This window comes from Tissierella sp., assembly GCF_031460495.1.
In the GTDB taxonomy this organism is placed as follows: Bacteria; Bacillota; Clostridia; order Tissierellales; family Tissierellaceae; genus JAVKTS01.
Window position 1 is genome coordinate 21,187 of record NZ_JAVKTS010000004.1, and the last position, 26,223, is coordinate 47,409.

A 26,223-nucleotide genomic window follows, 5' to 3' on the forward strand; every position below is an offset into this window, starting at 1 on the left:
ATTTCAATGTAGAATTGAAGTAATAGTAGGGAGGAGAGATTATGGATATTCAATTTTATGGTGCAGCAAAGATGGTTACTGGATCTAATTATTTAATAAACACAGGGAAATATAAAATACTTGTAGATTGCGGAATGTTCCAAGGTAATAAGGAGATGGAAAAATTAAATTACAATGATTTTCCATATAATCCTGGAGAAGTTGATTTTTTAATTCTTACTCATGCACATATTGATCATAGTGGTAGAATCCCTAAATTAGTTAAGGATGGTTTTAAAGGTAGAATAATAACCACATCACCAACATTAGATTTATGTAAAATTATGTTAATGGATAGTGCAAAGATTCAAGAATCAGATGTGGAATGGGAGAATAAGAAGAGACAAAGAGGTGGAAAGAAACCTTTAGAGCCATTATATACAATGGAAGATGCAGAAAATAGTTTGAAGTATTTTGAACCATATTTTTATCAACAAAAAATAAAGATTAATGATGATATCCTAATTAGATTTAGAGATGCAGGCCATATATTAGGTTCATCCATATTAGAATTGTGGATTAAGGAAGGAAAAGAAGAACTTAAGGTAGTTTTCTCAGGTGATTTAGGGATGCCAGGCCGACCTATTATCAGCAATCCAGAATATATAGATGAAGCAGACTATGTAGTAATAGAATCTACCTATGGTGATAGGATTCATGAAACTTATGAGGGTAGTACAGAGAAACTTATAGAAGTAATTAACAAGACAGTTATAAGAGGCGGAACTGTAATAATCCCTTCTTTTGCTGTAGGAAGAACTCAAGAGCTTATATATCAGTTAAATAAATATTATGAGTACAATCCTAGCGTTGAAGAATATATGAAGATACCGGTATATATAGATAGCCCTATGGCAATAGATGCTACAGAGGCTTTTAAGAGAAATTCATCTAGTTTCAATGAAGAAGCAAGAGAGCTTATACTAAGAGGAGATAATCCCTTCCAATTCCAAAACTTAGTATATAGCAGATCTCAAGAGGAATCCATGTTGCTGAATAAGTCTAAATTCCCTAAAGTAATAATATCATCCAGTGGTATGGCTACTGCAGGTAGAATTAGGCATCATTTGAAGCATAATCTATGGGATGAAAAGAATTCACTGGTTTTTGTTGGGTATCAAGCTGAAGGGACACTTGGTAGGATTCTTTTAGATGGCAAGAAGAGAGTAAAGATTCTTGGAGAAGAAATAGATGTAAAGGCAGAAATATATGACCTTGAGGGATTTTCAGGTCATGCTGACCAAAATGTACTCTTGGACTGGGTAGAAAATTTTAAAAAGAAGCCTAAAAAGATATTCATTGTTCATGGAGAAGAAGATGCAGCTACTGCCTTATCTACTCTTATCAAACACCTATATAAAATAGAGACCATAATCCCTAGTATCGGTGATAGCTATGCTATTGATAGTACTGAGGTAGAATTAGTTAAAGGAATGGATACATCTCCTACTTTATTACGAGAAAATATTGAAAATGAATTAAAAACAGCATATAATCAATTTGAGGCTCTAATAGATAAATCCAATAAAACAATTGATGATAAGATTTTTGCCAAGGAATACGATTCAATCAAGAATCAGTTAATTGATTTGCAGAATACTTTAATGGATTTAAATATTTTAATGGGAAGATAAAAACAGACATAGGAGGAAGTTATGAAATATTTAGTAAACAATTCTAATGACCCAAGATATAATTTAGCATTTGAGGAGTATTGTTTCAAGCATCTTGATTTAAATGAAGATTATGTAATACTTTGGATCAATGGTCCTGCAATTATAGTAGGAAAAAATCAAAACACAGTAGAAGAGATAAATTCAGATTTTGTAGAAGAAAGAGGAATCAAAGTAGTTAGAAGAGTAACTGGTGGTGGGGCTGTATACCATGACCTTGGTAATCTGAACTTTAGTATAATTAGTATGTCAACTGGATCAGAAAAGATAGACTTTAAAAAATACAATATTCCAATAGTAAAATCCTTAGAAAAACTAGGTATTAATTGTGAGCTATCAGGTAGAAATGATATAACTTTAGAAGGAAAGAAATTTTCAGGTATAGCACAATCAGTATGGAAGAAAAGAGTATTAAATCATGGGACCTTGTTGTTTGATACTGAATTAGATGTATTGTCCAATGCATTGAGAGTTAAGCAGGATAAAATTGAGTCAAAAGGAGTTAAATCAGTAAAGAGTAGAGTAACAAATATTAGACCTCATATGGCAAAAGATATTGATATTTATGAATTTAGAGATGTATTATTAAAGAATATTTTTGAAATGGAAGGATTAGTACCTGAAGAATATAAATTATCACAGGAAGATCTAGACAATATCCAGAAATTATTCGAAGAAAAATATTCAACTTGGGAATGGAACTATGGAGAATCACCAAAATCAAATTACCAAAATTATAAGAGATTTGATTTCGGTAGTATAGACATTAGGTTTGATGTAGTTAGTGGCTTGATTAAGGGAAGTAAGATATATGGAGATTTCTTTGGAACTGAAGATGTTTCTTTACTACAAGATAAATTAAATGGAACAAGATATGATAAAACTGAAATATCAAAGCTACTAGAAAATGAGCCATTGGAAAAATATTTTGGAAATATAAGCAAAGAAGAATTTGTTGATTTAATGTTTCAATAGAAAAAATCCTCAACTATCAGTAAATGGTTGAGGATTTTTTAATTATAAAACTTACAAATATACTTGACAGATAGTAGAAAAAAATATATTATGTTAGTAAGTACTTACATAAGGAGGAAAGAATGGAGAATAAAGAAAGTAGGAAACGAATGAGTAAAGAAGATAGAAAGGAACAAATAATAGAGTCCGCTTTAAAAGTATTTGTAGAAAAGGGATACAATGGCACAACAACTCAAGAAATTGCTAAGGCTGCTGATATAACTGAAGTTACCTTATTTAGGCATTTTAGCTCAAAACAAGAAATATTTATGGAGGGTATAGAGCCTATAATATTCACAACCCTAAAAGAATCAGTAGTAGCATCTAAAGATCTATCACCAAGAGAACAGTTAGAGTATATCCTTAGGGAAAGAATAAGTTTAATTTCTAAAAACTATAAAGTTATAAGGCTAATCTTAATGGAGAGTAAAATAACTGGAGAATTAAATGATTTAAACTTCATTGGAAGGATTGCAGAACTTCTAAAAACTACTATAACAGATATGGGATTTGCAATGAGAGATGAGGAATTTACCTTGAGAATATTAATGGGTGGAATACTATCTTTCCTTTTTATGCCTGAAGCAGATGAAGATAAGATAAAAGATTTTGTAAGTCACATTATACCTATTATAATAAATAGTTTAATTAATTTAGAAATTTGAGGAGTGATTGATATTGGGCAGAATATTTGGGTGGATAGGGAAGATAATTGAAAGAAATCCAATTAAGATTTTTCTAGGAACTGTATTGCTATTTGGCATATTAATTATAGGCGCTTTGAATGTAAATATGGCTACTGGTAATGAAACTTTAGTAAAAGCAGATAATGAAGTATATAAATCAAATAAAATAATGGAAGAAAACTTTGGTGGAGATTCAATTATTGTCTTATTTGAAGGGGCAACAACAGAGGAGATATTATCTGTTAATAATATTGAAAAGATGTGGAATATAGAACAGCGATTTAAATATGAAGAAAATATCTTTTCAATGATGAGTACAGCAAGTATAGTTCATCAAATGACAGAAATGCAATCTGAAAAAATAAAAGAGCAAATTTTAACCATATCTGATGGACTTGGTGATATGTCAGAAAAGATGATAGAAATTGGAAGTACATTAGGCTCTAAGGATATAAAAGATCCACAGGAGATAAAAGATAAATTAAGCAATCTATCTAAATCTACTGAAGCCTTTAATAAATTGATATTAGGTCAAAACAATCTTACTGAAGGAGCTACTCAACTACAAGGTGGATTATCTAATGCATCAGAAGGCTTGAAAATGGCTTCAATCCAATTAAAAGAATTAGGCAATTTAGCAGGGGATAATATGGAATTAAAGATGAAGCTAAATACATTATCTGAGAACATCAGTAAAAGTGCAATAGGGCTTATGACAATGTCAGAGAAAACATCAATGATAAAAGATGGAACAGCAAATACTGCAAATGCTTTAACTAATGTTAGCAATCAATTAACAGAAGAAACATCTTCTATGACAGGAGGATTAGATGGAGGAATTTCTCCAGATGAATTAAAAGAAATGGCAGCAGGATTTGTTACAATGGGTGAAAAATTAGGTGATATATCAGAAGGTCTAGAACTTTTCCACAATAAATCTGAGATGATGGTAGCAAATATACCTACGACACAAGAAGAGTTAGATAATTTGCTTTATGACGAAGATTTAGAACTTCGTTCAATATTTTCTGATGTAATTGTTGACCCCAATCATAGTGTGATGATTGTAAAGTTACAAGGGAATTTAGGAGATGAATATAAGGATGCGATTTATCAAGATATATCCACTGCCTTAGAGGAAGAAGGCTTTAAGGATTTGTCATATATAGTATCTGGAAAACCAGTATTAGATTCTTCTTTAAGATCTGAAATGAAAGTTAATATGAAAGTAATGGTGGCAATGGCTGTTGCTTTAATGTTTGTAATATTGCTATTAGTATTTAAAATTAGATGGAGAATATTGAGTCTAGGTATTATATTTGTTTCAGTAATAGCAACTTTAGGATTTATGGGAACTATTAATGTACCTATGACAATGGTGTCTATGGCTGTTTTTCCTATTTTAATCGGACTAGGGATAGATTATTCAATACAGTTCCAAAACAGATATGAAGAAGAAAAATCTGCAAAGGTAACTTTAGCGCAAATCGGAAAGGCTGTAGCTATAGCAGTATTGGCCACAGTTCTAGGATTTATTTCTCTTTATGCATCTCCAGTACCTATGATTCAAGACTTCGGAAAGATGTTAACCATAGGAGTTTTTATAAGTTTTATCGGATCTGTATTTTTGCTTATGCCAATATTGTATCTAAGGGATACCTTTGATAAACAGACAAATAGAAAGGTAAAAGTAATCGATGATAAACCAACTGTGTTAGATAAGATGCTCCAAGGAAGTGCCAAATTTGTTGTGAAATATTCTATAATAGTTATTGCTATTTCAATTGTTATTGCTGCATTTGGTGTAGTAGCAGATAGAAAAGTTGGAGTAGAAACAGATATAGAAACATTTATGCCTCAAGACATGGTAGCTTTAAATGACATCCATAGAGTTAGAGATATTGTTGGGTCTACAAATCAAATGGCAATTTACATGGAAAGTGATAATATTCTAACTGAAGAAAACAAATCATGGATGAAGAATACAATAAAAGAAATAGAGGATAGATTTGATGATATTGTAGTTGATATTAAATCTATAGATACTGTTGTAAGTAATATTGCTGAAACAGAAGATATTTCCCATAGCGAATATATAGATATGGTAAACAGTTTGCCTAAATCACAAAGCAAAATGTTTTTGAATGAAGAACAGAATAAATCTGTAATTTTATTAAATATAAAACACCTTCCAACAGATGACTTACAAATATTTGTGAATGAATTAAAAGGTGTAGTAAGTGATGCAGATATGACAGTCCATGTCACTGGAAAGTCTGTTTTAGATGTTGAGATGGTAGATGGTTTAACTTCTGGAAGAATTAAGATGACTTTAATAGGAATTGGATTAGTATTTGTAGTATTACTTTTCATATACAGAAATATAGTTAAGGCATTTATTCCAGTATTCCCAATAGTATTAATAGTAGGAATGTCAGGAGGAATCATGTATTTACTAGGTCTAAAGTATACTCCAATTACGGCTACATTAGGTGCATTAGTCTTGGGAATGGGTACAGAGATGACCATAATGTTACTTGAAAGATATCTTGAAGAAAGAAAATCAGGCAAAGAAAAACTAGAATCTATGTTAATTACTGTAACCATGATAGGCAAAGCTACAGTAGCCTCAGGACTAACTACAGTGGGTGGTTTTAGCGTATTGATGGCTTCTAAGTTTGTAATATTAAAGGACTTTGGATTAATGACAGTAATAAATGTTTCCTTAGCTTTAATGAGTACATTTATTATACTACCAGCAGTAATTATTATCCTAGATAGATTTATAGTTAGTAAAAAAGAAATAGAAGAAGGTAAGGAGATTCAAAGAAAATTAACTTTTGAGAATAAGTAATATTTAGGGATAATAACATAAAATATGGGGGAAAGATTATGTTAAAGTATAGAAGATGGATACAGATATTAGCTTTAATTGTTTTTAGTTTCTTAATAGTGAAAGGGAAAGTCCAGATTTGGATGGTAATTTTTTTAGGGAGTTTATTATTATCAACTTTTCTAGGGAGGTTTTATTGCGGATATATATGCCCTATAAATACTGTTATGGAAGTAATTGATGATGATGCATCCAAGAAAAAAAGGAAGAGAATCAAAACTCCTACTTGGATAAGTCATAATACTATAAGAGTAGGTGTGTTAATACTATTTTTAGGAACAATGATATTTGTTTTTAAAACTGGTAAAAGATTGCCTGTACTTCCAATTTTATTCGCACTTGGTGTATTGTTGACTATATTTTTCGAGCCAAGTTTATGGCATAGATACCTATGTCCCTATGGAACTTTGTTTTCAGTGTTTTCAAGTAAAAGTAAAAATGGATATAAAGTTGGAACTGAAGGATGTATTAGATGTGGAATGTGTGTAAAGTCTTGTCCTGCAGATGCAATAGCATGGGATGATAAAGAAAGAGATCCTGTAATTAATAAAAAGGAATGTATTGTATGTGGAAGATGTGCAAAGGTTTGTCCAAAGAAAGTAATAGACTATAAATAAAAATTGGCTAGTGGATATTATATCTGCTAGCCTTGATTTTTTAAATATTATATTGGCTATTAGGGTTTATAATATATATAATATATATGACTTAAATAATATATTATATAATCAGAATAATAAGAGAAAAATGGAGGGAATCTGATGAATTTACCAAAATCAATTAATTTTGCAAATCTTCCAACTAAAATTGAAAAATTAGAAAGATTAAGTCAAGAATTAGGTTCACAAATCTACATAAAAAGAGATGATCAAACAGGTAGCGAAATATCTGGAAACAAGGTAAGAAAATTAGAATTTGCTGTACAAGAGGCATTGGACAATGGATGTGATTATTTAATTACTTGTGGAGGTATACAATCAAATCATGCTAGAGCGACAGCAGCTGTAGCCGCAAAGCTAGGTATAGGATCTTATCTTGTTCTTAGAGGAAAAAAAGAGGCTGATTTAGAGGGAAATTATTTTTTAGATAGGATACTTGGAGCTAGGATAAAGCTCATTACTACCGAAGAGTACAAAAACTATAGAATGGATGTTATGGAAGAAATCAAAAATGAATTGGCTAAAGAAGGGCATAAAGCATATATATTGCCAGAAGGAGCATCCAATGGAATAGGCTCCTTGGGATATTGCAAGGCTATGGAAGAGATACTAATGCAAGAAAATGAACTGGGTATAAAGTTTGATGCCATAGTTACAGCTGTAGGATCTGGTGGAACCTATGCAGGCTTATACTATATGAATCAGATTAAAAATAATAATGCAATAATTTATGGAGTAAATGTCTGTAATGATGCAGAGCATTTTAGAAATATTATAGGAAAGCTAATTAAAGAGATATCTAAGTATACTCGAAAAGAAATTCCTGTAAATAAAGAAGAGATAGATATATTAGATGGATATGTGGGGAAAGGATATGCATTAAGCAGAGCAGAAGAGATAGAATTTATTCATAAACTAGCTAAACTAGAAGGGATAATATTGGATCCAGTATATACTGGAAAGGCTATGTATGGTTTAGTAGAAGAAATAAAAAAAGGAAGATTTAATAAACACAAAAATATTTTATTTATCCACACAGGTGGAATATATGGATGGACTAATTTTTCAAGAGGAATGTTATAAAATAAAAGAAAAAGAGGGGTAAAAAATGAATACAATAATTAAAACCAAAAATGAGCATTTTAAAATTAGATTTGCTGAAGAAAAGGATTTAAAACTAATTCTTGATTTTATAAAAGAACTAGCAGATTATGAAAAATTATTAAATGAAGTTGTCGCAACAGAGGAAATACTAAAAGAAAGCTTGTTTGAACGAAAGGTTGCAGAAGTGATTATTGGAGAGCATGATGGTGAACCTGTAGGATTTGCTCTTTTCTTTCATAATTTTTCTACTTTTTTAGGGAGACCTGGAATTTACTTAGAGGATTTATATATAAGGCCTGAAATGAGAGGAAAAGGATATGGGAAAATACTTCTATCATTTTTAGCAAAGACTGCCCTAGATAGAAATTGTGGAAGATTTGAATGGTGGTGTATAGATTGGAATGAACCATCAATTAATTTCTATAAAAGTATAGGGGCTGTACCAATGGATGAATGGACAGTTTACAGAGTACACAATGAAGCACTCACAAATTTAGCTAATGAATTTTAAAAAAATACAATAATATTAAAAATCTCCAATTGCAAAAAAGCAATTGGAGATTTTTGAATTCATATCCTATTAATCTAAATAAATATCTACATAGTAGAAAAAATAGTGGGCAAATTAATAAAGATAATAGTTTATAAACTAATCAAATAATTTTTCAACAAGGAGGATATAATGGAGATACTAACTAGAAAGAAATTTGAAGAATTAATAAATGTAGAAGAAGAATGCTGTGTATCAATGTATATACCTACCTATCGTATGGGAGTAGATATTAAGCAAAATCCAATACGATTTAAACAGCAAGTTAGAGAAGCTGAAGATAAATTATTTAATATGGGATTAGATAAAGCAGAAGTTGGAAATATCCTACGACCAGCAAGTGATTTAATAGATGAGACATTATTTTGGCAAAATCAAACAGAAGGTCTAGCAATATTTATTACCCAAGAAGGAATGAATTATTATCATTTACCATTTGAAGTAAAGGAACAGGTTGTGATTTCAAATAAGCTCTACACTAAACCACTTCTTCCTTTGTTTACAACAGATGGACAGTTCTATATATTAGCACTTAGTCAGAATGAAGTTAGATTGTTTAGAGCTACAAGACAGACAGTTAAGGAAATAGTAATGGAAGATGCACCTAAATCTGTAGAAGATGTGAAGGTGGATGATGATCCAAGAACTAAATTGCAAATTCGTACTGCTAACCCAGTGAGCAGTTCTTCTCTTGTATATAATACAGCAAGTCAAGGGCAAGGTGTGGAAAATGATTTTAATAAAAATCAACTTTATAAATACTTCCGTGCAATAGACGAATCTGTAAAAAAATTACATGGAGGAAATGAAATACCTTTAATATTAGCAGGAGTGGAATATCTGATTCCTATATATAAAGAAATCAGTGGTTATCCAAATATTTTAGATGAATATATAAAAGGAAATCCTGAAATATTATATGGAGATGATTTGCAGAAAATGGCATGGGAACTTATAGAGCCTAAGTTTCTAAAGATACAAGAATTAGCTGAAGCTAAGTATAAACAGTTCTCAGGTCAGAAAAATAATCTGTTTTCTGACTCACTAAAGAAAATAATTCCTCAGGCATATAGTGGTCAAATAGAAACATTATTTATCTCTAAAGAAGCCGAGCAATGGGGAAAATTTAACCCAGATACTAATAAAATAGAATTTCATAAGGAAGAAGAGTATGGAAATGAAGAACTTATGGATTTAGCTGCAACTCTGACTATATCAAGAGGTGGAACGGTATATGCAGTTGATCCAAATAAAGTCCCAGATGGTAAAACTGTAGCAGCTGTATTGAGATATTAGAACAATTCAGATTTGAACAAAGGATAATCCTTTGTTCTTTTTTGCTGATTTGCATATATTGGAGATTTGTGATATAATAAAAAAGTTGGTTTAATAGTTAGATTAGTAAAAGTATAAAATATAAAGTATAAAAAATTAATTTTGCAATAATCTTATCCTTATTTTAAAGTTAAGAAGGAAAGAAATTTCAAATCCTTCTCGTGGCATACTTATAGACTTATTTATACAAAATCGTGTTTATTCTATTCTTGAATTTTCAATATGAATTATTTAAATAGATATAGAACTAATTATTTGCTAACTAGCATGCAATTTGCATGGTAGTTTTTTGTTATTGAAAAAAATAAAAAGGAGGTGTCGTGATGACGACAAATGTTATATTTGCACTGATTGGTTTGTTTTTGATTACTGCTTTTACAAATATTTTAGCAACATTAAAAACAATATTGATGTCTAAAAAGATTATGAATCCAGTTTATATATTAGTATTTGCAGATGCTATGATTTTCGCAACTACGGTTAGTAAAGTTACTAGCTCGGATGGTATTCAATTTACAGTAGCATATGCTTTGGGTAGAACTTTAGGAGTTTTTATAGGCGGTAAGATTGAGGATAGATTAGCACTTGGCATTATGGAAGTAGATTTATTTCTTAATGATAAGGATAAAACAATTAAAATTGCAGACAAACTTAGAAAAACAGGGTATACAGTTAACAATTCTATCGTTGGTGGAAACAATGAGGAAGAAAGATATAAAATTGAAATTGTTATTAAAAGAAAAGAATTTAATGTACTTGAAGATATTATAGAAGAATTTGGTGTTCATAACCCAACATTCAAGATAAAAACATTAAATAAGGTACATGGTAAAATAACTACTACAAGAGTTAAAGAAGCTTAGATAGTAAAACTATTATGGTTTTATTATTAGATGAACCTTAGAAAAAATACTCTTAAGGTTTTCTAAAGAATATACTATAATAATAGTAACCCATAATTTATCTCAAGCTAAAAGAACATCAGATTATACTGCATTTATTTTAGATGGGAATTAGTGGAATATGGTGATATAAAAGGACCATACAATAATAGAATAATATATGGATAATGCTAATTGGGGGAATAAATATGTTGATATATGAAATACCTGGCAGAGACAATATTGATATCAAAAATATTGTCTTTGACTACAATGGCACCATAGCAGTAGATGGAAAATTAATTGTTGGAGTTCAAGAGTTAATAAATAAGTTATCAGAAAGCGCAAATATCTACATCCTAACAGCTGATACATATGGAACTGTAGAAAAAGAATGTATGGGTATTAATGCTAAGGTTTTAACATTTCCTAAAGAAAATGCTGGGGAATCTAAAAAAGAAATAGTGAAAAAATTAAGCGGTAGTAACACTATTTGTCTAGGAAATGGCTTTAATGATATACCAATGTTTGAAGAGGCTATATTATCTATTGCTGTAATTGAAGGGGAAGGTACTTCAGGAAAATTGTTAGCTAAAGCAGATATAGTAACTAGGTCTATTATAGATGCTCTAGAAATACTACTTAATAAAATTATGGTTAAGGCAACCTTAAGAAATTAACAATTAATATTTAAAAATCTGAATATAAAGGAGAAAGCAATGGATGATATATCGATAAAAGAAGCTTTTAATTTGAAGAGGGAATACTTCGATAATGGAAATACCAAATCCTATGATTTTAGATTTCATAAATTACAAATACTGAAAGATGCCATAAAGAGATATGAACTTGAAATTGTTGATGCTCTCTATAAAGACCTACATAAGTCTGATTTTGAAGCATTTACTTCAGAAATAGGGTTTGTTTATGATGAGATTAATTATATTATGAAGCATTTAAAATCATGGATGAAACCGAAAAAAGTGGCAACACCTGTTACAACATATCCTGCTAAATCTTATTTATATTCAGAGCCATTAGGGGTAGTACTCATAGTTGGACCTTGGAACTATCCTTTTCATTTGTTAATGGCACCTTTAGTAGGTGCTATAGCTGCGGGAAATTGTGCCATCCTTAAACCATCTAATCAAGCAAACAACACAGCTAAAGTTGTGGAGAAAATTATCACTGAGATATTTGATGAGGAATATATTAGTGTAATACAAGGACCTGGATCTATCTTGGGTAACATGTTAATTGAAAAATTTAGATTCGATCATATATTTTTTACTGGAAGTGAAAGGGTTGGAAAAGAGGTATTGAAAATGGCAGCTGCTCATTTAACCCCAGTAACTTTGGAGTTAGGAGGCAAAAGTCCAGCTATTGTAGATAAAAATACAAATCTTGACTTAGCTGCAAAGAGACTCACTACTGCAAAATACTATAATGCTGGACAAACATGTGTTGCTCCAGATTATCTATTGGTTCATGAAGATGTGAAAGAAGATTTTTTAAAGATAATGATAAAATATATAAAAGACTTTTTTGGAGATAATCCAAGGGAAAGTAAAGATCTTGGACGAATTATTAATGAAAAGCGATTTGATGTCCTTAAGGGATTTTTAGATGAGGGTCATGTCATAGTCGGTGGAGAAAGTAATAGAGAAGAAAAGTATATAGCTCCAACTATAATTGATGGAATAGATTTAGATAGTGCAATCATGCAGGAAGAAATTTTCGGACCAATTTTACCTGTTATGACATATAAAGATACTGATCAAATAATAAAAGTGGTGAGGAAAAATCGATATCCATTGGCTCTTTATCTATTTACAAATGATAAAGAGTTAGAAGATTTTATCATTGAAAGAATTGAGTTCGGAGGAGGCTGTATTAACAATGGACTCTTACATCTACTTAATAGCAAACTTCCTTTCGGAGGAGTAGGAAACAGCGGCATGGGAAACTATCATGGAAGATACAGCTTTGATAGATTTTCACATAAAAAGAGTATCCTCAAATCTCATAAGAACATTGATATGCCATTGAGATATCCACCATATAGTGAGGGGCAATTAAATCTGGTAAAAAAAGTTATGAAATAATACAATAAAAAAAGAAGTTTAAGCGTAAAAGCTTAAACTTCTTTTTTTAAGGCGATATTATTAAAACAGGTGCAAATGATCAAACCTTGGTATTGAAAATTGGGGATGATGATGCAATACTATTTACGGGTCACCAGTTCATAGTAGCTCATGGGATACAGAAAGAAGGTGATAAGGCATTTTGGAATTGGGGAGAATATTATGATGAACTACCAGATGAAGTATTTGAGAAAAACAGATCAAAAGATGAGTCCAAAGAGCAATTGGGTTTAGAAGATGATTGGGAAATAGAACAATAGTTAAAACTAGCAATAGAAGTATCTATAGCTAGTTTTTTTAAATTGAACAAATAAAGAAAAAAGAAAGTAAAAAAGAAAAGCACTTTAATACTTCTTTATTCTATTTAAAAGCTTTGGAGGTGCATCTAATGGAAGTTAAAAGATATACTGATGAAGAAATAAATGAAGCGAACAATGTCAGCATAGTAGATTACATAAATAATTTGAATTTAGAAACTAAAAGAGCTGGAAAGACTTTTAAGCTAGAAGGTCATGGTGGATTATATATCGATCCTATAAAAAACAAATGGAACTGTTTTTCTAAGGGCAAAGGTGGAGGCCCAATTCAATTAGTTATGTTTTTGGAAAATAATACTTGGGTAGAAGCAGTAAAGACTTTACTAGGTAACAACTATGAAAGTAGTCATGTAAACTTAAGTCATAAGATTATTGATAAAGAAACTAGTAAGGAATTTATTCTACCAAAGAAAAATAAAACCTTTAATCATATAATTGCATACTTAATTAAAACCAGAGGTATTGATAAGGATATGGTATATAACTGTATTCAAAGTAAAACACTTTATGAAGATGAAAGAAGAAATTGTGTATTTGTTGGATATGATAAAGAAGGAGTACCAAAATATGCAGGTCTTAGGGGTACTAACTCAAGTAAGGAATTTAAGGGAGAAGTTGAGAATAGTAATAAAGCTTTTTCTTTCAATATCCCAGGAGAGACTAATAAACTCTATATATTTGAATCTCCTATAGAAGTAATGAGTTATTTAACACTACAAAAGAAGTTTAAATATCATGAAGAATTCAATCACCATATGCTATCATTAGGATGTTTAGCTCCTGTAGCATTAAATCAATATTTAGAAGATAATCCTAATATAGGAGAGTTAAATATATGCCTTAATAATGATAAATGGGGTATTGATGCTGCTAATCATATAAAAAAAGAATACCAGGATAGATATAAGATAAATATAGAGTTTCCCGAGCTAAAAGATTTTAATGAGGATCTGGTTCATATTAATAGAAATATAAAAAACAATTAAAAGTAGTACAATTAGAAAATGAAGAAAGTGAGGTTTATGAGCTAGACATGTAGCTCATTTTTTAATAATTTAAAGAAAGGATTATGGCATGGATACTAAAAATAACGCAAGAACTTTAGTATATAAAAAATCAATATTAAGATATCTTTATATTGTATAAGTAGTTAAAAATGTTAGATACACTAAAACTAAATATTTAGTAAAAATATTGTAAAAATATTGTATATAAGCCACATTCTAAGAGCTATTATTAGCTGCATTAAATGTTATTTATATGCACTATAGAGCTAGAGGATAGATTTATAAAAACAGAATCGGGGACAAGCCCCGACTAATGTGAGATTTAGCACCTTTTTTTTCTACCAAAGAAGTCACCGAATAAATCATCACCACAGAAAATAATTATTAATACAATAAAAAATATTAACATAAAGTTATTATTTTTATCGCAATCCCTATCTCTATCGCAGCCTCTATCACATAATAAATCAACGCCCACAGTAAACACCTCCATTTATTCATAAAATATCTCATAATAGTATATGAGAATTAGTAAAAATTGTTAATCAAGGGACACGGAGTAGAATTAAACAAACTATCAATGAACGACACATAGCAAGAAGATAATGTAATTTATATGCAGCATGGAGCTAGAGATATGGGTTAAATATAAGAATCGGGGACAAACCCCGACTCTTATAATCTACTAAAATATATCACAGTTACAGAAAATTAATACTAGTATCAGGAAGAAGAACAACAAAGAAGTATCCATACCTTTTCTGTCACAGTCTCTATCTCTATCTCTACCAAGTATTTCGCCCACAATTAACACCTCCGTTTATTTTAAGAGAACCAACTCTCTAATATAATATGAGAATTACTGTTAAAATGTTACTAAGTAGGGGTGTAGAAATACAAGAGTTGCTCTAATTTGAGGATGGATTAAGTCATCTAGGATAGAAACAATTATGATAACAAAGAATTGTATTAAAGCATTATTTTTATGTCGCATAACAAGTAAAGTATGTAATATCATGATATTTATACTTAAATGAAGAAAGTGATTAAGTTGTGCAATAAATGTAAGTGCAGTAAATGTAGTAATCTCAAACAGTACTCTGATGACTTAATAATATTGATTGCACTTTTAAATTATATGAATCATTTTTCCTCGGCGGCAGAAATAAGAAAACAGAATGTCGATATGCAGGGCGAGTATTTTAACTCATATGTATGTGAATGCCTTGCAGATTACTATGCCCGAATGAGAAATAAATTTCCGTTTAATCCAATATCATCAGAAGTAAAGGATTATCTTCCCAATAAGAGAGGCGCAAAGGTGTTTTTTGATGCACTACAGCAACCATTATTGAAGTTCACGAATGGATGTTGCAAATGTTTTGTTCTTTCAATTGGATTTAGCAGAGAAGGTATTCCATTGGCTACCATTGCAGAACCTGAAAGGACTTACTGTTATAGGTTGCTTAATGATTTAAGTGAGTGGGCAATGCCTGTAGTAGGACTGGCGAATATGGGAACAAATCTGTTTCCGGCAGAAGTTGTTTTTACAGAACATAATGATAAATTTTATGCTGATGTTTTATAACAAATTCCAATTTATCTAGTTAAGGATAAGCATAAAATAAATGAGTTTAGACACAACATTTATTAATAGCGCAGCTGACCATATTGTGTATTCCATGGTGAGATTTTAAACTATAACATCATAAAAAAAGAAGTTTAAGCGTAAAAGCTTAAACTTCTTTTTGTCTTGGTGCCGCTGGCCGGGGTCGAACCGGCACGGTATCACTACCACAGGATTTTGAGTCCAGCACGTCTGCCAATTCCATCACAGCGGCTAAAATGATTACAAGAAATATAATAGCATATAAAACTTAATAAATCAAGATTTTTCTTTTTCATTTTGTTTACTCATATTGTATTTTGAGGTATACTAGAAGATATGAAGCTTTGAATAGGAGTGAGGAAATGGATAAGAAAAAACTGATGATTATAGATGGTAGTTCTCTAATATATAGAGCCTTTTATGCTTTACCCTTGTTATCAAACAAGGATGGCATATATACCAATGGAGTATATGGATTTTTGACTATGTTATACAAGGTAAAGGAAGAACAAAAACCAGACTATATCTGTGTAGCCTTTGATAAAAAAGGGCCTACATTTAGACATGAAGAGTACGATAAATATAAGGGCAATAGACAAGCAACACCTTCAGAATTAGTACAGCAATTTCCAATTATAAGAGAAATACTTGACGCTATGAATATTAAATATTTAGAGCTATCTGGTTTTGAAGCTGATGATATTGCAGGAACTTTAGCAAAAATGGGGGAAGAAAATCTAATTGATGTTATATTGGTCACTGGAGATAAGGATTATCTTCAATTGGCGACTGATAGTACTAAAGTATTTATTACTAAAAAAGGAATTACTGAATTAGAAGTATTTGATAGGAATATAATTATTGATAAGTATGAAATTACACCTGATCAGCTAATTGATTTAAAAGGATTAATGGGAGACCAATCCGATAATATACCAGGAGTGCCAGGAATTGGAGAAAAGACAGGATTAAAGTTGTTAAAAGAATATGGTACAATTGAAAATATATATGAAAATATAGATAATATTAGCGGTAAAAAATTAAAGGAAAATTTAGTTGAAAATAAACATCTTGCCTTTATGAGTAGAAAACTTGGTGAAATCATGACAAGAGTACCTTTAGATTTAGGTATTGAAGATTTAAAAGTAAAGGAACCTAATTTAGACCCTTTGATAAAAATCTACTCAAACCTAGAATTTAATAGTTTGCTTGGAAAGATAAGCGATGGATATTCAGTTGAAGAAGAACTCCATGCTCCCTTAGAATTCAATATAATTAATCAATCAGATTATAGTGAATTAGTAAACAATCTAAAAAAAGCAGGAAAGTTTGCATTCAAATGTATAGTAGATGATGGTAATTATGTTGAGGATAAGATAATTGCTATAGGTATGAAAACTGAGGATTCTATAACAAATATTATTTGCTTAGATAAGCATGAAGAAGAATTTGCTAATAGTTTTGGGGATTTATTCAGAGATGAAACTATTGAAAAAATCGGACACAATCTAAAATCTGATATTGTTATATTATCAAGACTTGGTGTAGAAATTGAAAATATCAGGTTTGACTCTATGATAACCCAATACTTGGTTAATCCCTCTCAAAACACTTACTCCATCAATGATATAAGTAAGGAGTATTTAAATTATTATGGTGTAGATGAGGAAAGCCTCTTAGGCAAGGGCAAGAATAAGAGAAAAATGGCTGATTTAAACGAATCTGAAATAGGGGAATATATTTCATTTATATTAGATACAGTATTAAATGTAGAGATAAAAATGCAAAAAGTTCTAGAAGAACAGGAAATGTTAGAACTTTACTACAATGTTGAATTACCTTTAGTTCAGGTTCTAGCAAGTATGGAGCATTATGGATTTAAAATTGATATGGAAGAACTAAGAAAATTAGGAACAGAATATGAAGGAGAGATAAATTCACTGACCAGTGAAATTTATGAACTAGCTCAACAAGAGTTCAATATCAATTCAACTAAACAATTGGGAGATATACTGTTTGATAAATTATCTTTACCAGTTATCAAAAAGACTAAAACAGGATATTCAACAGATGCAGAGGTCTTAGATAAATTAATTGACCAGCATCCAATAGTAGGTAAGGTTCTTAGATATAGACAAATTGTAAAATTGAAATCAACTTATATTGACGGACTTTTAAATTTAGTCAATAAAGAAACTGAGAGAGTTCATTCAAGCTTTAACCAAACAATTACTACTACAGGAAGAATAAGTAGCACAGAACCAAATTTGCAAAATATTCCTATTAGAACCGATGATGGTAGGAAGATTAGAAAAGCTTTTATTGCAGATAACAATGGCTACATCCTCGTAGATGCAGATTATTCTCAAATTGAGTTAAGGGTGTTAGCTCATATATCAAAGGATCCTAAGATGATGGAATCCTTTATAAGCAATGAAGATATTCATACAAAGACAGCTTCTGAAGTGTTTGGCCTTCCTATAGATGAAGTTACATCTGAAATGAGAGCTAGAGCAAAGGCTGTAAATTTTGGAATAGTATATGGGATTTCTGACTATGGTTTATCAAGGGACTTAAATATTTCTAGAAAAGAAGCAAAGGAGTATATAGATAATTATTTAAGAAACTATGAAATGGTTAAAAACTATATGGAGACTATAGTTGAGGATGGAAAGGAAAATGGCTATGTAGAGACTATTCTACACAGAAGAAGATATATACCAGAGCTTAAAGCAAAAAACTTCAATATCAAATCCTTTGGAGAGAGAATAGCTATGAATACTCCAATACAAGGGTCTGCTGCAGATATTATCAAAATGGCAATGGTAAATGTATATAAGGAACTGAAGAAAAGAAAATTAAAATCAAGGCTTATATTACAAATTCATGATGAACTTATAATAGAAGCTAAGAATGATGAAGTTGAGGAAGTAAAGATTTTATTGAGGGAAATAATGGAGACCTCTATTAAGCTTAGTATACCTCTCACAGTAGATTTAGAAGTAGGTGCTAATTGGTATGAAGCAAAATAATGTTATATTAATCGGATTAACTGGAGGAATAGCAACAGGCAAATCTACAGTTTCAAATATAATAATAGAAAAAGGATATCCCCTTATTGATGCAGATAAGATTGCTAGGGAAATAGTCCAGGTTAATAGACCAGCCTATAAAGAAATTGTTGAAGTGTTTGGAGAAAAAATATTAAATGAGGATAAAACCTTAGATAGAAAGAGCTTAGGAAATATTATCTTTAGTGAAAAAGAAGCTAGAGAAAAATTAAATAATATTACTCACCCATATATATTTGAAACTATAAAATCTGAAATTAAGAGACTGTCTAGAGAACATAATATTATTTTCTTAGATATACCATTGTTGTTTGAGCAGTTTGATTTAATAGAGAATTATAATATTGAATTTACAGACATATGGTTAGTATATGTAGAAAAGGCTATTCAAATAAATCGATTGATGAAAAGAGATGGAATTTCACAGGATGAAGCTTTAAGAAAAGTGGAGTCTCAAATGCCAATAGATGTTAAAAGAACAAGGTCTTCCAAGACAATCATCAATAGTGGAGATATTGAATTATTAAATAAACAGGTAGATGAATTGTTACTAGAATTAATCTAATCTTGGAGGGATTTTCGGTTGTTTAAAATTATTAGAGGAATAAAAAAATTAATAATATTGTTAATTACAATAGTTTTAGTAGTTTCTATAGCTTTTGTAGTTATGAGCGCTAAATATCCAATAGGATATAAGACTATGATAGTAAAATACTCTGAAATGTACGAGTTGGATCCATATTTAATTGCATCTATAATCAATGTTGAGAGCAGATATGATAAAAATGCAACATCTCCAAAAAACGCTAGAGGACTAATGCAAATTGGACCACAGACTGGAGAATGGGCTAGTCAAGTCCTTGGGATAGAAAATTATACTGAGGAACTCCTATTTGATCCTGAAACAAATATAAGTATGGGAACTTGGTACATTAGTACTTTATTTAAGGAATTCAATGGAAATTTGGATTTAGTTCTAGCGGCATATAATGCAGGAAGTGGCAATGTTAATAAATGGTTGAATGATGAGGAATATTGTAGTGATGGAGCTAATCTATCAACTATTCCCTTTAAAGAAACTGAAGACTATCTAGAAAAAGTAAAGAAAGGCTATAATATTTATAGTACAGTATATAAAAGATATATAATGAATCCAAATGAGAACGATTCTTTTTATATTAATTTATTACATAATATCAAAAGAACTTTCGATGAATTTATAGGCAGCATAAGATAAGGGGGAAAAAAATGAAATTTAACAAATATCTAAGACTAATTATTATATTGTTACTAGCTATGACAGTTGTAGGATGCCAACAATTTGAGAAAACTGTGGAAGATGAAGACGATATTGAAACAACAGAAGCTTATATTGATGATGAACCAGTAGAGGGAGGACAAGTGGTTTTACCTTTGACTACTTTTAACACCCTAAATCCCTTAATGACAGAAAACAGTAGTTATTATTTCTTTAGTAAGCTCGTCTTTGAAGGATTATTTGAATTTGATAATGATTTAAATGTAAAAAATCAACTGGCAGAAAGCTATAATATAAAAGATGATGGTAGAACAATTGAAATTAGGCTAAAAGATAATGTGTTTTGGCATGATGGAGAAAAACTAAAACCAGAGGATATTGCTTTTACAATTAACACAATAAAATATGCTAATACAAATAGCACTTATAAGGAAATGTTGGCTAAGGCTATGGGATTAACAAGCGCATCAGATTTAAGAAGAATTCTTGAAGTAGCTATAATAGATGAAAGTAATATATCAATTACTTTTGATAGGGCATTTAGCAATAATCTTGAAGTACTTACTTTTCCTATAATTCCAAAGCATGTATTTGTAACAACAAAAGGTGGTAACGATGATTTCATTAAAGCATTAGAGCTAAATGACTATACACCTATTGGTACGGGAGCCTATAGATTTGAATCTTATGAAAAAATGAAGCAAATAACATTAAAGGCAAACGATAATTATAGAGATGGAAAACCCTATATTGATGAGATATTAGGAAGAGTATTAGATAGTGAAGAAGATATATTGACTGCATTTGAAACAGGGCAGATAAATATAGCAACAACTATAGGGGTAGACTGGGATAAATATGGAGGAAACAGCAGAATTAGAGCTGTAGAATTTGTATCACCAAATTATGAATTCTTAGGATTTAACTTCTCTAAAGAAGTTTTTTCTGGTGAAAACGGACAAAGATTAAGGCGAGCCATAGCTTATGGTATAAATAGACAATCCATAATAGAAAAACTTTACTTAGGTCATGGAACTCAAATTGATGTCCCAGTTCATCCCGATTCTTGGTTGTTATCAGAGAAAGCTAATACCTATGGCTATAATTTAGAACTGGCAAAGAAAGAATTGAATAACATAGGATGGAAAGATACAAATGATGACGGCATATTAGAGGACGAAAACGGTGAGGCAATATCTTTTAATTTGCTAACAAACACATATAATCCTATGAGGCTTAGAACTGCAGAGCTAATCCAAGAGGATTTAATAGAAATTGGAATTAATATAAATATTAGTACTGGAAAGAACTTAGACAAAGAAGCAACTAAGGAAGATATTGAACAACAATGGATTGAAGTAAATGAGCTTCTTTCTACAGGAGACTATGATATAGCTCTCCTTGGATGGCAGTTATCTGCTATTCCAGACTTATCATTTGCTTTTCATAGTTCGCAAATTCCATATAATACGAACTTCATAAAATATTCCAGTGAAAATATGGATCAATTATTAGAAGCTGCTTTTTTAAGTGGATCTAGAGAAAACAAAATTAATGCATATGATGATTTACAAGCTTATATTGTTAATGAACTTCCATATATTAGCTTGTTTTATAAAAATAAGGCACTATTAATGGATACAAAAATAGTTGGTGATATTGATCCTGCTTTCTTTAATCCCTATAGAGGAATAGAGAAATGTTATATACCTAAGGATTTACAATAAATATTAATTGAAAAAACTATAAAAGTGTAGTAGAATAATGTAGGTAAATTGAAAGCAGGAGTGGCGGAACGGCAGACGCGCTATCTTGAGGGGGTAGTAAGCAAAGCTTGTGAGGGTTCAAATCCCTTCTCCTGCACCAAAAATACAATAGTGATAATTAAATATAAAAGATAAGATAATACTAGCTAATGGCTAGTATTATCTGCTTAAGTAGATTATACATACTGATATTAAGGAAGGATTTTAGTTAATGATTCTTTGTTAGATTTAGAATCGTAGGAGCAAATAATTAAATATGAAATTTTCTTAATAAAATTTAAATATGAAAATCGAGTAAATTTGACAATTGTTAAACAATACTAAATTTATTTTGAATAATGGTATTAATCGTTAAAGAAATTTATTGTTAATAAAGGACATTGATATAATAACTGTAAATATGTCCTTTTATTATATCTAGATTACTGTATTTTTGAAAATAAAAGATATTTTAAGTAAATACATTTTTGTGATTTTTAGAAAAATAATAATTTAGAGAGTAGATTACATTAAAAATTAACAATGATTGTAAAAGAATTGACAGTCTTTTACATCTATGAAATGTGTACAATTCAAGGGCTTAATGTTATAATATAAATTAGTATTTTAAGCTAGGGGAAATATAGCTTAATTTTTTAATGTTTATTATAAAAATATTAATAAAGAGGTGGAAAGAATGAAACTTGAAAATCTCACTTTTAAGGGTGGGGTACATGTACCACACAGCAAGGAATTGACAGAAAAAAAGTCCCTGATTTATGCAAATGAGCCAAGTGTAGTATATATACCATTGCATCAACATACTGGAGCACCATGTGAAGCTTTAGTTAATGTAGGGGATAGGGTAAAAATTGGACAAAAAATTGCAGAGTCTTCAGCTTTTGTCTCAGCACCAATTCATTCCAGCGTGGCTGGTATTGTAAAAAGCATCACAAATATAACAACACCTACTGGAATGAACTCAGCATGTATTGTTATAGAGTCAGATGGTACAAAAGAAGTCCATGAGTCAGTTAAACCTAAAGAATCTTTGGACAAGCTTTCATCTAAAGAAATAATTTCAATTATTAAGGAGGCTGGAATTACTGGGATGGGGGGAGCTGGATTTCCCACTCATGTAAAACTATCACCACCGCCTGAGAAAAAAATTGATACCATTATCTTAAATGGAGCAGAATGTGAACCATTTTTAACTGCAGATCATAGGTTAATGCTGGAAATGCCAGAAAAGGTAGTATTTGGTCTAAGAGCTATTATGAAAGCATTAAATGTAGAAAAAGGGTTCATTGGAGTCGAAAACAACAAAATGGACGCAGTACATGCATTAAAGTCAGTGATTAGAGAAGATGATAAAATAGAAATAGTAACCTTAAAAGCAAAATATCCACAAGGGGATGAAAAAAGAATTATCAATGCAATAACAGGGAGAAAAGTTCCTTCTGGCGGATTACCAATGGATGTTGGCTGTGTTGTTAACAATGTTAGTACTGCTAAGGCAATAGCAGAAGCCATATTAGAAGGAAAACCTTTATATGAAAGAGTTGTTACTGTTACAGGAAATGGAATTAAAGAGCCAAAAAACATAGTAGTTAAGATTGGAACAAAATTCCAAGAAGTAATAGATCAATGTGGTGGATTCAATGGAACTCCAGGCAAGATAATTATGGGAGGACCTATGATGGGATTAGCTCAATTTTCCACGGATGTTCCAGTAATAAAAGGTTCTGGTGGTATTTTGGTCCTTACAGAGGAGGAAGCTTTAGCTGAAAAAGTATCTCCTTGCATTAAATGTGGGAAGTGTTTAGAAGTATGCCCAGTAACATTACAGCCTTTACACATTTCTGCCCATGCATTAAAGAAGAATTTTGAAGGTGCTGAAAGATTCAATGCACTAGATTGTGTTGAATGTGGAGCATGTTCATTTATATGTCCAGCAAAGAGACCATTAGTAGAGTCAATTAGATTTGCTAAAAGAGAAATCCTTGCAAAAAGAAAAAAATCATAGAAGTTAGGAGGAAATTAAATGGAAGGTAAAATTTTAAACCCTACGAAGACAGATTCTGCAATATCTGATTTACTTATAGTATCATCTTCACCTCATCTTAGATCAAATGAATCTGTTAAGAGAATAATGCTAGATGTAATAATAGCTCTAATACCTGCAATGATTGGTTCTGTTTATTTCTTTGGGCTTAATGCCTTAAAGTTAATATTAATATCCATCGCATCAGCTTTGTTTTTTGAAGCTGTCATACAAAAAATGTTGAAAAAGGAAATTTCAATAAATGATTATAGTGCTGTTATAACAGGAATATTATTAGCATTCAATTTACCAGCAAATGCACCTTGGTGGATTGCAGTATTTGGTTCAGGATTTGCTATTATTATAGTGAAGCAATTATTTGGTGGATTGGGATCAAATTTCATGAATCCAGCATTAGCAGCAAGAGCAGTACTATTAACTTCTTGGCCAAACATTATGTCAAACTTTGTATTGCCAGGTGCCGATGCTATAACTGGTGCAACACCATTGGCTATAATGAAATATGGTGCAGCAGATGCAGGTGCTTCAGCTACAGTAGCTCAAGCAGCGGCAGAATTACCTTCAATATTGAATATGTTCATTGGAAATAGGGGAGGAGCAATAGGAGAAACTTCAGCACTGTTGTTATTAATTGGTGGACTGTATTTATTAATTAGAAAAGTTATTGACTGGAAGATTCCTGTAATTTATATTGCAACAACAGCAGTATTCTTATTGTTATTAGGTGTTGAGACAGATCAACTTGTTTACCATATACTAGGTGGTGGATTGATTCTTGGAGCATTCTATATGGCAACAGATTACTCATCTGGAGCTATAACACCAATTGGCCAAATAATATTTGCTTTTGGTGCTGGAGCATTAACTGCTTTAATCAGAGTAAAGGGTGGATTCCCAGAAGGAGTTTCATACTCTATACTTTTAATGAATGTAGCAGCTCCACTAATAGATAAATTTACTGCACCAAGAGTATTTGGGAGGTCGAAATAGATGAAGGAAACTATTAAATTAGGATTAATATTACTAATCATCACTGTAGTTGCAGCGGGAGTTTTAGCTGTATCAAACAATTTGACTAAAGATAAAATTGCTGAATTAGAAATGGAAGGAAGCATTGGTGCACTAAAAGAAATATTTGGTGATATGGATAAATTTGCTCCTTTAGCTCAAGGGCAACAAAATGAAATCATTGCTGCAAATTCAAATGTTATAGAAGTTTTTGAAGCATATAGTGGAGATAATATAGCTGGATATGCGATAAAATCTAAATCAAAAGGTTTTGGTGGAGATATAGTAATGATTACTGGATTTGCAAATGACGGAACTGTTGTAGGAATGCAGATATTAGAACATTCTGAGACTCCTAGCTTAGGTTCTAAAGCAGCAGAACCAGAATTTACAGATAAGTTTAGAGGTAAGAGCACAGCTGAAGAAATCGCTGTTGAAGCTATATCTGGTGCAACTATAACATCTAAGGGTGTTTTGTCAGGTATAAATGAAGCTAGAGAAGTGTTTAATGCACAACTTTCAAACTAAATAAATTGGAGGTGGAATGATTGAAATTGTTTAAGATATTTAAAAATGGTATTGCAAGTGAAAATCCAATATTTGTACAATTAGTTGGTATGTGCTCAACATTAGCTATTACAACTAATGTATTAAATAGTATAGCTATGGGCGCTGCTGTAACCGTAGTATTAATTGGTTCGAACTTTGTAATCTCTTTGCTTAGAAATGTAATACCAGATAAAATTCGTATCCCTGCATTTGTTGTTGTAATAGCAACTTTTGTTACTATAATAGAAATGTTTATGAAGGCATATGCCCAGCCAATTTATCAAGCCTTAGGTATATTTCTTCCTTTAATAGTAGTAAATTGTATAATACTTGCCCGTGCAGAGGCTTTTGCTTTTAAAAACAAAATTATACCTTCAGTCGTAGATGGTCTTAGTATGGGAATTGGTTATACTATAGCACTTGTTATACTAGGCAGTATAAGAGAAATATTTGGTGCTGGAACTTTCTTAGGTAAAGCATTATTTGGAGCTAGTTTTCAGCCAGCTGGAATATTTGTACAACCACCAGGAGCATTTATTGTATTAGGTATTTTAATAGGTGTTTTCAATTTAGTTAAAAACAAAAAAACTACTAGTGAAATTTAAATAAGGAGGAA

Annotated in this window: 23 protein-coding genes and 2 tRNA genes; 23 read left to right on the top strand and 2 right to left on the bottom strand. The window is 30.9% G+C overall.

Going from position 1 to position 26,223, the window contains the following annotated elements:
• Window positions 1-41 precede the first annotated feature (41 nt).
• The 13 genes from RIN63_RS10640 (at window position 42) to RIN63_RS10700 (ending at window position 14,281) form a co-directional block, all read left to right on the top strand.
• Window positions 42-1,673 carry an MBL fold metallo-hydrolase gene (locus tag RIN63_RS10640; RefSeq protein ID WP_310444708.1) on the top strand — a complete coding sequence of 544 codons (1,632 nt, stop codon included), beginning with the start codon at window positions 42-44 and terminating at the stop codon, window positions 1,671-1,673.
• Between the two features lie 21 nt (window positions 1,674-1,694).
• Entirely contained in the window at window positions 1,695-2,687 is a 993-nt protein-coding gene (locus tag RIN63_RS10645) for a lipoate--protein ligase (RefSeq protein WP_310444709.1), read from the top strand.
• Window positions 2,688-2,809: 122 nt separating this feature from the next.
• Entirely contained in the window at window positions 2,810-3,391 is a 582-nt protein-coding gene (locus tag RIN63_RS10650) for a TetR/AcrR family transcriptional regulator (RefSeq protein ID WP_310444710.1), read from the top strand.
• Window positions 3,392-3,404: 13 nt separating this feature from the next.
• Window positions 3,405-6,266, top strand: a complete 2,862-nt coding sequence (locus RIN63_RS10655) for a hydrophobe/amphiphile efflux-3 (HAE3) family transporter (RefSeq protein ID WP_310444711.1) — start codon at window positions 3,405-3,407, stop codon at window positions 6,264-6,266.
• A 38-nt stretch (window positions 6,267-6,304) separates the two neighbouring features.
• Complete coding sequence (locus RIN63_RS10660) at window positions 6,305-6,922, top strand: 4Fe-4S binding protein (protein WP_310444712.1); 618 nt, start codon at window positions 6,305-6,307, stop codon at window positions 6,920-6,922.
• 144 nt (window positions 6,923-7,066) lie between these two features.
• Entirely contained in the window at window positions 7,067-8,047 is a 981-nt protein-coding gene (locus RIN63_RS10665; RefSeq protein WP_310444713.1) for a D-cysteine desulfhydrase family protein, read from the top strand.
• Window positions 8,048-8,072: 25 nt separating this feature from the next.
• Window positions 8,073-8,579, top strand: a complete 507-nt coding sequence (locus tag RIN63_RS10670) for a GNAT family N-acetyltransferase (protein ID WP_310444714.1) — start codon at window positions 8,073-8,075, stop codon at window positions 8,577-8,579.
• A 171-nt stretch (window positions 8,580-8,750) separates the two neighbouring features.
• On the top strand, window positions 8,751-9,914 hold the full coding sequence (locus RIN63_RS10675) for a hypothetical protein (protein WP_310444715.1): 1,164 nt from the start codon (window positions 8,751-8,753) through the stop codon (window positions 9,912-9,914).
• Between the two features lie 362 nt (window positions 9,915-10,276).
• Window positions 10,277-10,816 carry a DUF5698 domain-containing protein gene (locus tag RIN63_RS10680; RefSeq protein WP_310444716.1) on the top strand — a complete coding sequence of 180 codons (540 nt, stop codon included), beginning with the start codon at window positions 10,277-10,279 and terminating at the stop codon, window positions 10,814-10,816.
• 227 nt (window positions 10,817-11,043) lie between these two features.
• A complete protein-coding gene (locus RIN63_RS10685; protein WP_310444717.1) occupies window positions 11,044-11,514 on the top strand; it encodes an HAD hydrolase family protein in 471 nt (156 codons plus the stop codon).
• A 39-nt stretch (window positions 11,515-11,553) separates the two neighbouring features.
• The gene (locus RIN63_RS10690) at window positions 11,554-12,939 is read left to right on the top strand and encodes an aldehyde dehydrogenase (protein ID WP_310444718.1); all 1,386 of its coding nucleotides are present in this window, start codon (window positions 11,554-11,556) and stop codon (window positions 12,937-12,939) included.
• 92 nt (window positions 12,940-13,031) lie between these two features.
• Window positions 13,032-13,238 (top strand): hypothetical protein, encoded by a 207-nt coding sequence (locus RIN63_RS10695; RefSeq protein ID WP_310444719.1) that lies wholly within the window; start codon window positions 13,032-13,034, stop codon window positions 13,236-13,238.
• Window positions 13,239-13,366: 128 nt separating this feature from the next.
• Window positions 13,367-14,281: a DUF3991 domain-containing protein gene (locus tag RIN63_RS10700; RefSeq protein WP_310444720.1), complete on the top strand. Its 915-nt coding sequence runs from the start codon at window positions 13,367-13,369 to the stop codon at window positions 14,279-14,281.
• A 343-nt stretch (window positions 14,282-14,624) separates the two neighbouring features.
• Here RIN63_RS10700 and RIN63_RS10705 read toward each other — a convergent pair whose 3' ends face one another.
• Complete coding sequence (locus RIN63_RS10705; RefSeq protein ID WP_310444721.1) at window positions 14,625-14,780, bottom strand: hypothetical protein; 156 nt, start codon at window positions 14,778-14,780, stop codon at window positions 14,625-14,627.
• Between the two features lie 768 nt (window positions 14,781-15,548).
• Between RIN63_RS10705 and RIN63_RS10710 the strand changes: the two genes are divergently transcribed.
• Complete coding sequence (locus RIN63_RS10710) at window positions 15,549-15,890, top strand: hypothetical protein (protein ID WP_310444722.1); 342 nt, start codon at window positions 15,549-15,551, stop codon at window positions 15,888-15,890.
• Window positions 15,891-16,056: 166 nt separating this feature from the next.
• Here the strand turns inward: RIN63_RS10710 and RIN63_RS10715 are convergent.
• A tRNA-Leu gene (locus RIN63_RS10715) sits at window positions 16,057-16,143 on the bottom strand.
• A 130-nt stretch (window positions 16,144-16,273) separates the two neighbouring features.
• Here RIN63_RS10715 and polA point away from each other — a divergent pair.
• From polA to RIN63_RS10760, 9 genes are all read left to right on the top strand, one after another.
• A complete protein-coding gene (gene polA / locus RIN63_RS10720) occupies window positions 16,274-18,943 on the top strand; it encodes a DNA polymerase I (protein ID WP_310444723.1) in 2,670 nt (889 codons plus the stop codon).
• Complete coding sequence (gene coaE / locus RIN63_RS10725; protein WP_310444724.1) at window positions 18,930-19,547, top strand: dephospho-CoA kinase; 618 nt, start codon at window positions 18,930-18,932, stop codon at window positions 19,545-19,547. The genes polA and coaE overlap by 14 nt, the downstream gene beginning before the upstream one ends.
• A gap of 18 nt (window positions 19,548-19,565) precedes the next feature.
• On the top strand, window positions 19,566-20,219 hold the full coding sequence (locus RIN63_RS10730) for a lytic transglycosylase domain-containing protein (protein ID WP_310444725.1): 654 nt from the start codon (window positions 19,566-19,568) through the stop codon (window positions 20,217-20,219).
• 11 nt (window positions 20,220-20,230) lie between these two features.
• Window positions 20,231-21,967: a peptide ABC transporter substrate-binding protein gene (locus tag RIN63_RS10735; protein WP_310444726.1), complete on the top strand. Its 1,737-nt coding sequence runs from the start codon at window positions 20,231-20,233 to the stop codon at window positions 21,965-21,967.
• 54 nt (window positions 21,968-22,021) lie between these two features.
• Window positions 22,022-22,106: transfer RNA gene (locus RIN63_RS10740), tRNA-Leu, on the top strand.
• A 576-nt stretch (window positions 22,107-22,682) separates the two neighbouring features.
• Window positions 22,683-24,011 (top strand): electron transport complex subunit RsxC, encoded by a 1,329-nt coding sequence (gene rsxC, locus RIN63_RS10745; protein ID WP_310444727.1) that lies wholly within the window; start codon window positions 22,683-22,685, stop codon window positions 24,009-24,011.
• Between the two features lie 18 nt (window positions 24,012-24,029).
• A complete protein-coding gene (locus RIN63_RS10750) occupies window positions 24,030-25,040 on the top strand; it encodes an RnfABCDGE type electron transport complex subunit D (protein ID WP_310444728.1) in 1,011 nt (336 codons plus the stop codon).
• Window positions 25,041-25,586: an RnfABCDGE type electron transport complex subunit G gene (locus RIN63_RS10755; protein WP_310444729.1), complete on the top strand. Its 546-nt coding sequence runs from the start codon at window positions 25,041-25,043 to the stop codon at window positions 25,584-25,586.
• Window positions 25,587-25,606: 20 nt separating this feature from the next.
• Window positions 25,607-26,212: an electron transport complex subunit E gene (locus RIN63_RS10760; protein WP_310444730.1), complete on the top strand. Its 606-nt coding sequence runs from the start codon at window positions 25,607-25,609 to the stop codon at window positions 26,210-26,212.
• Window positions 26,213-26,223 lie beyond the last annotated feature (11 nt).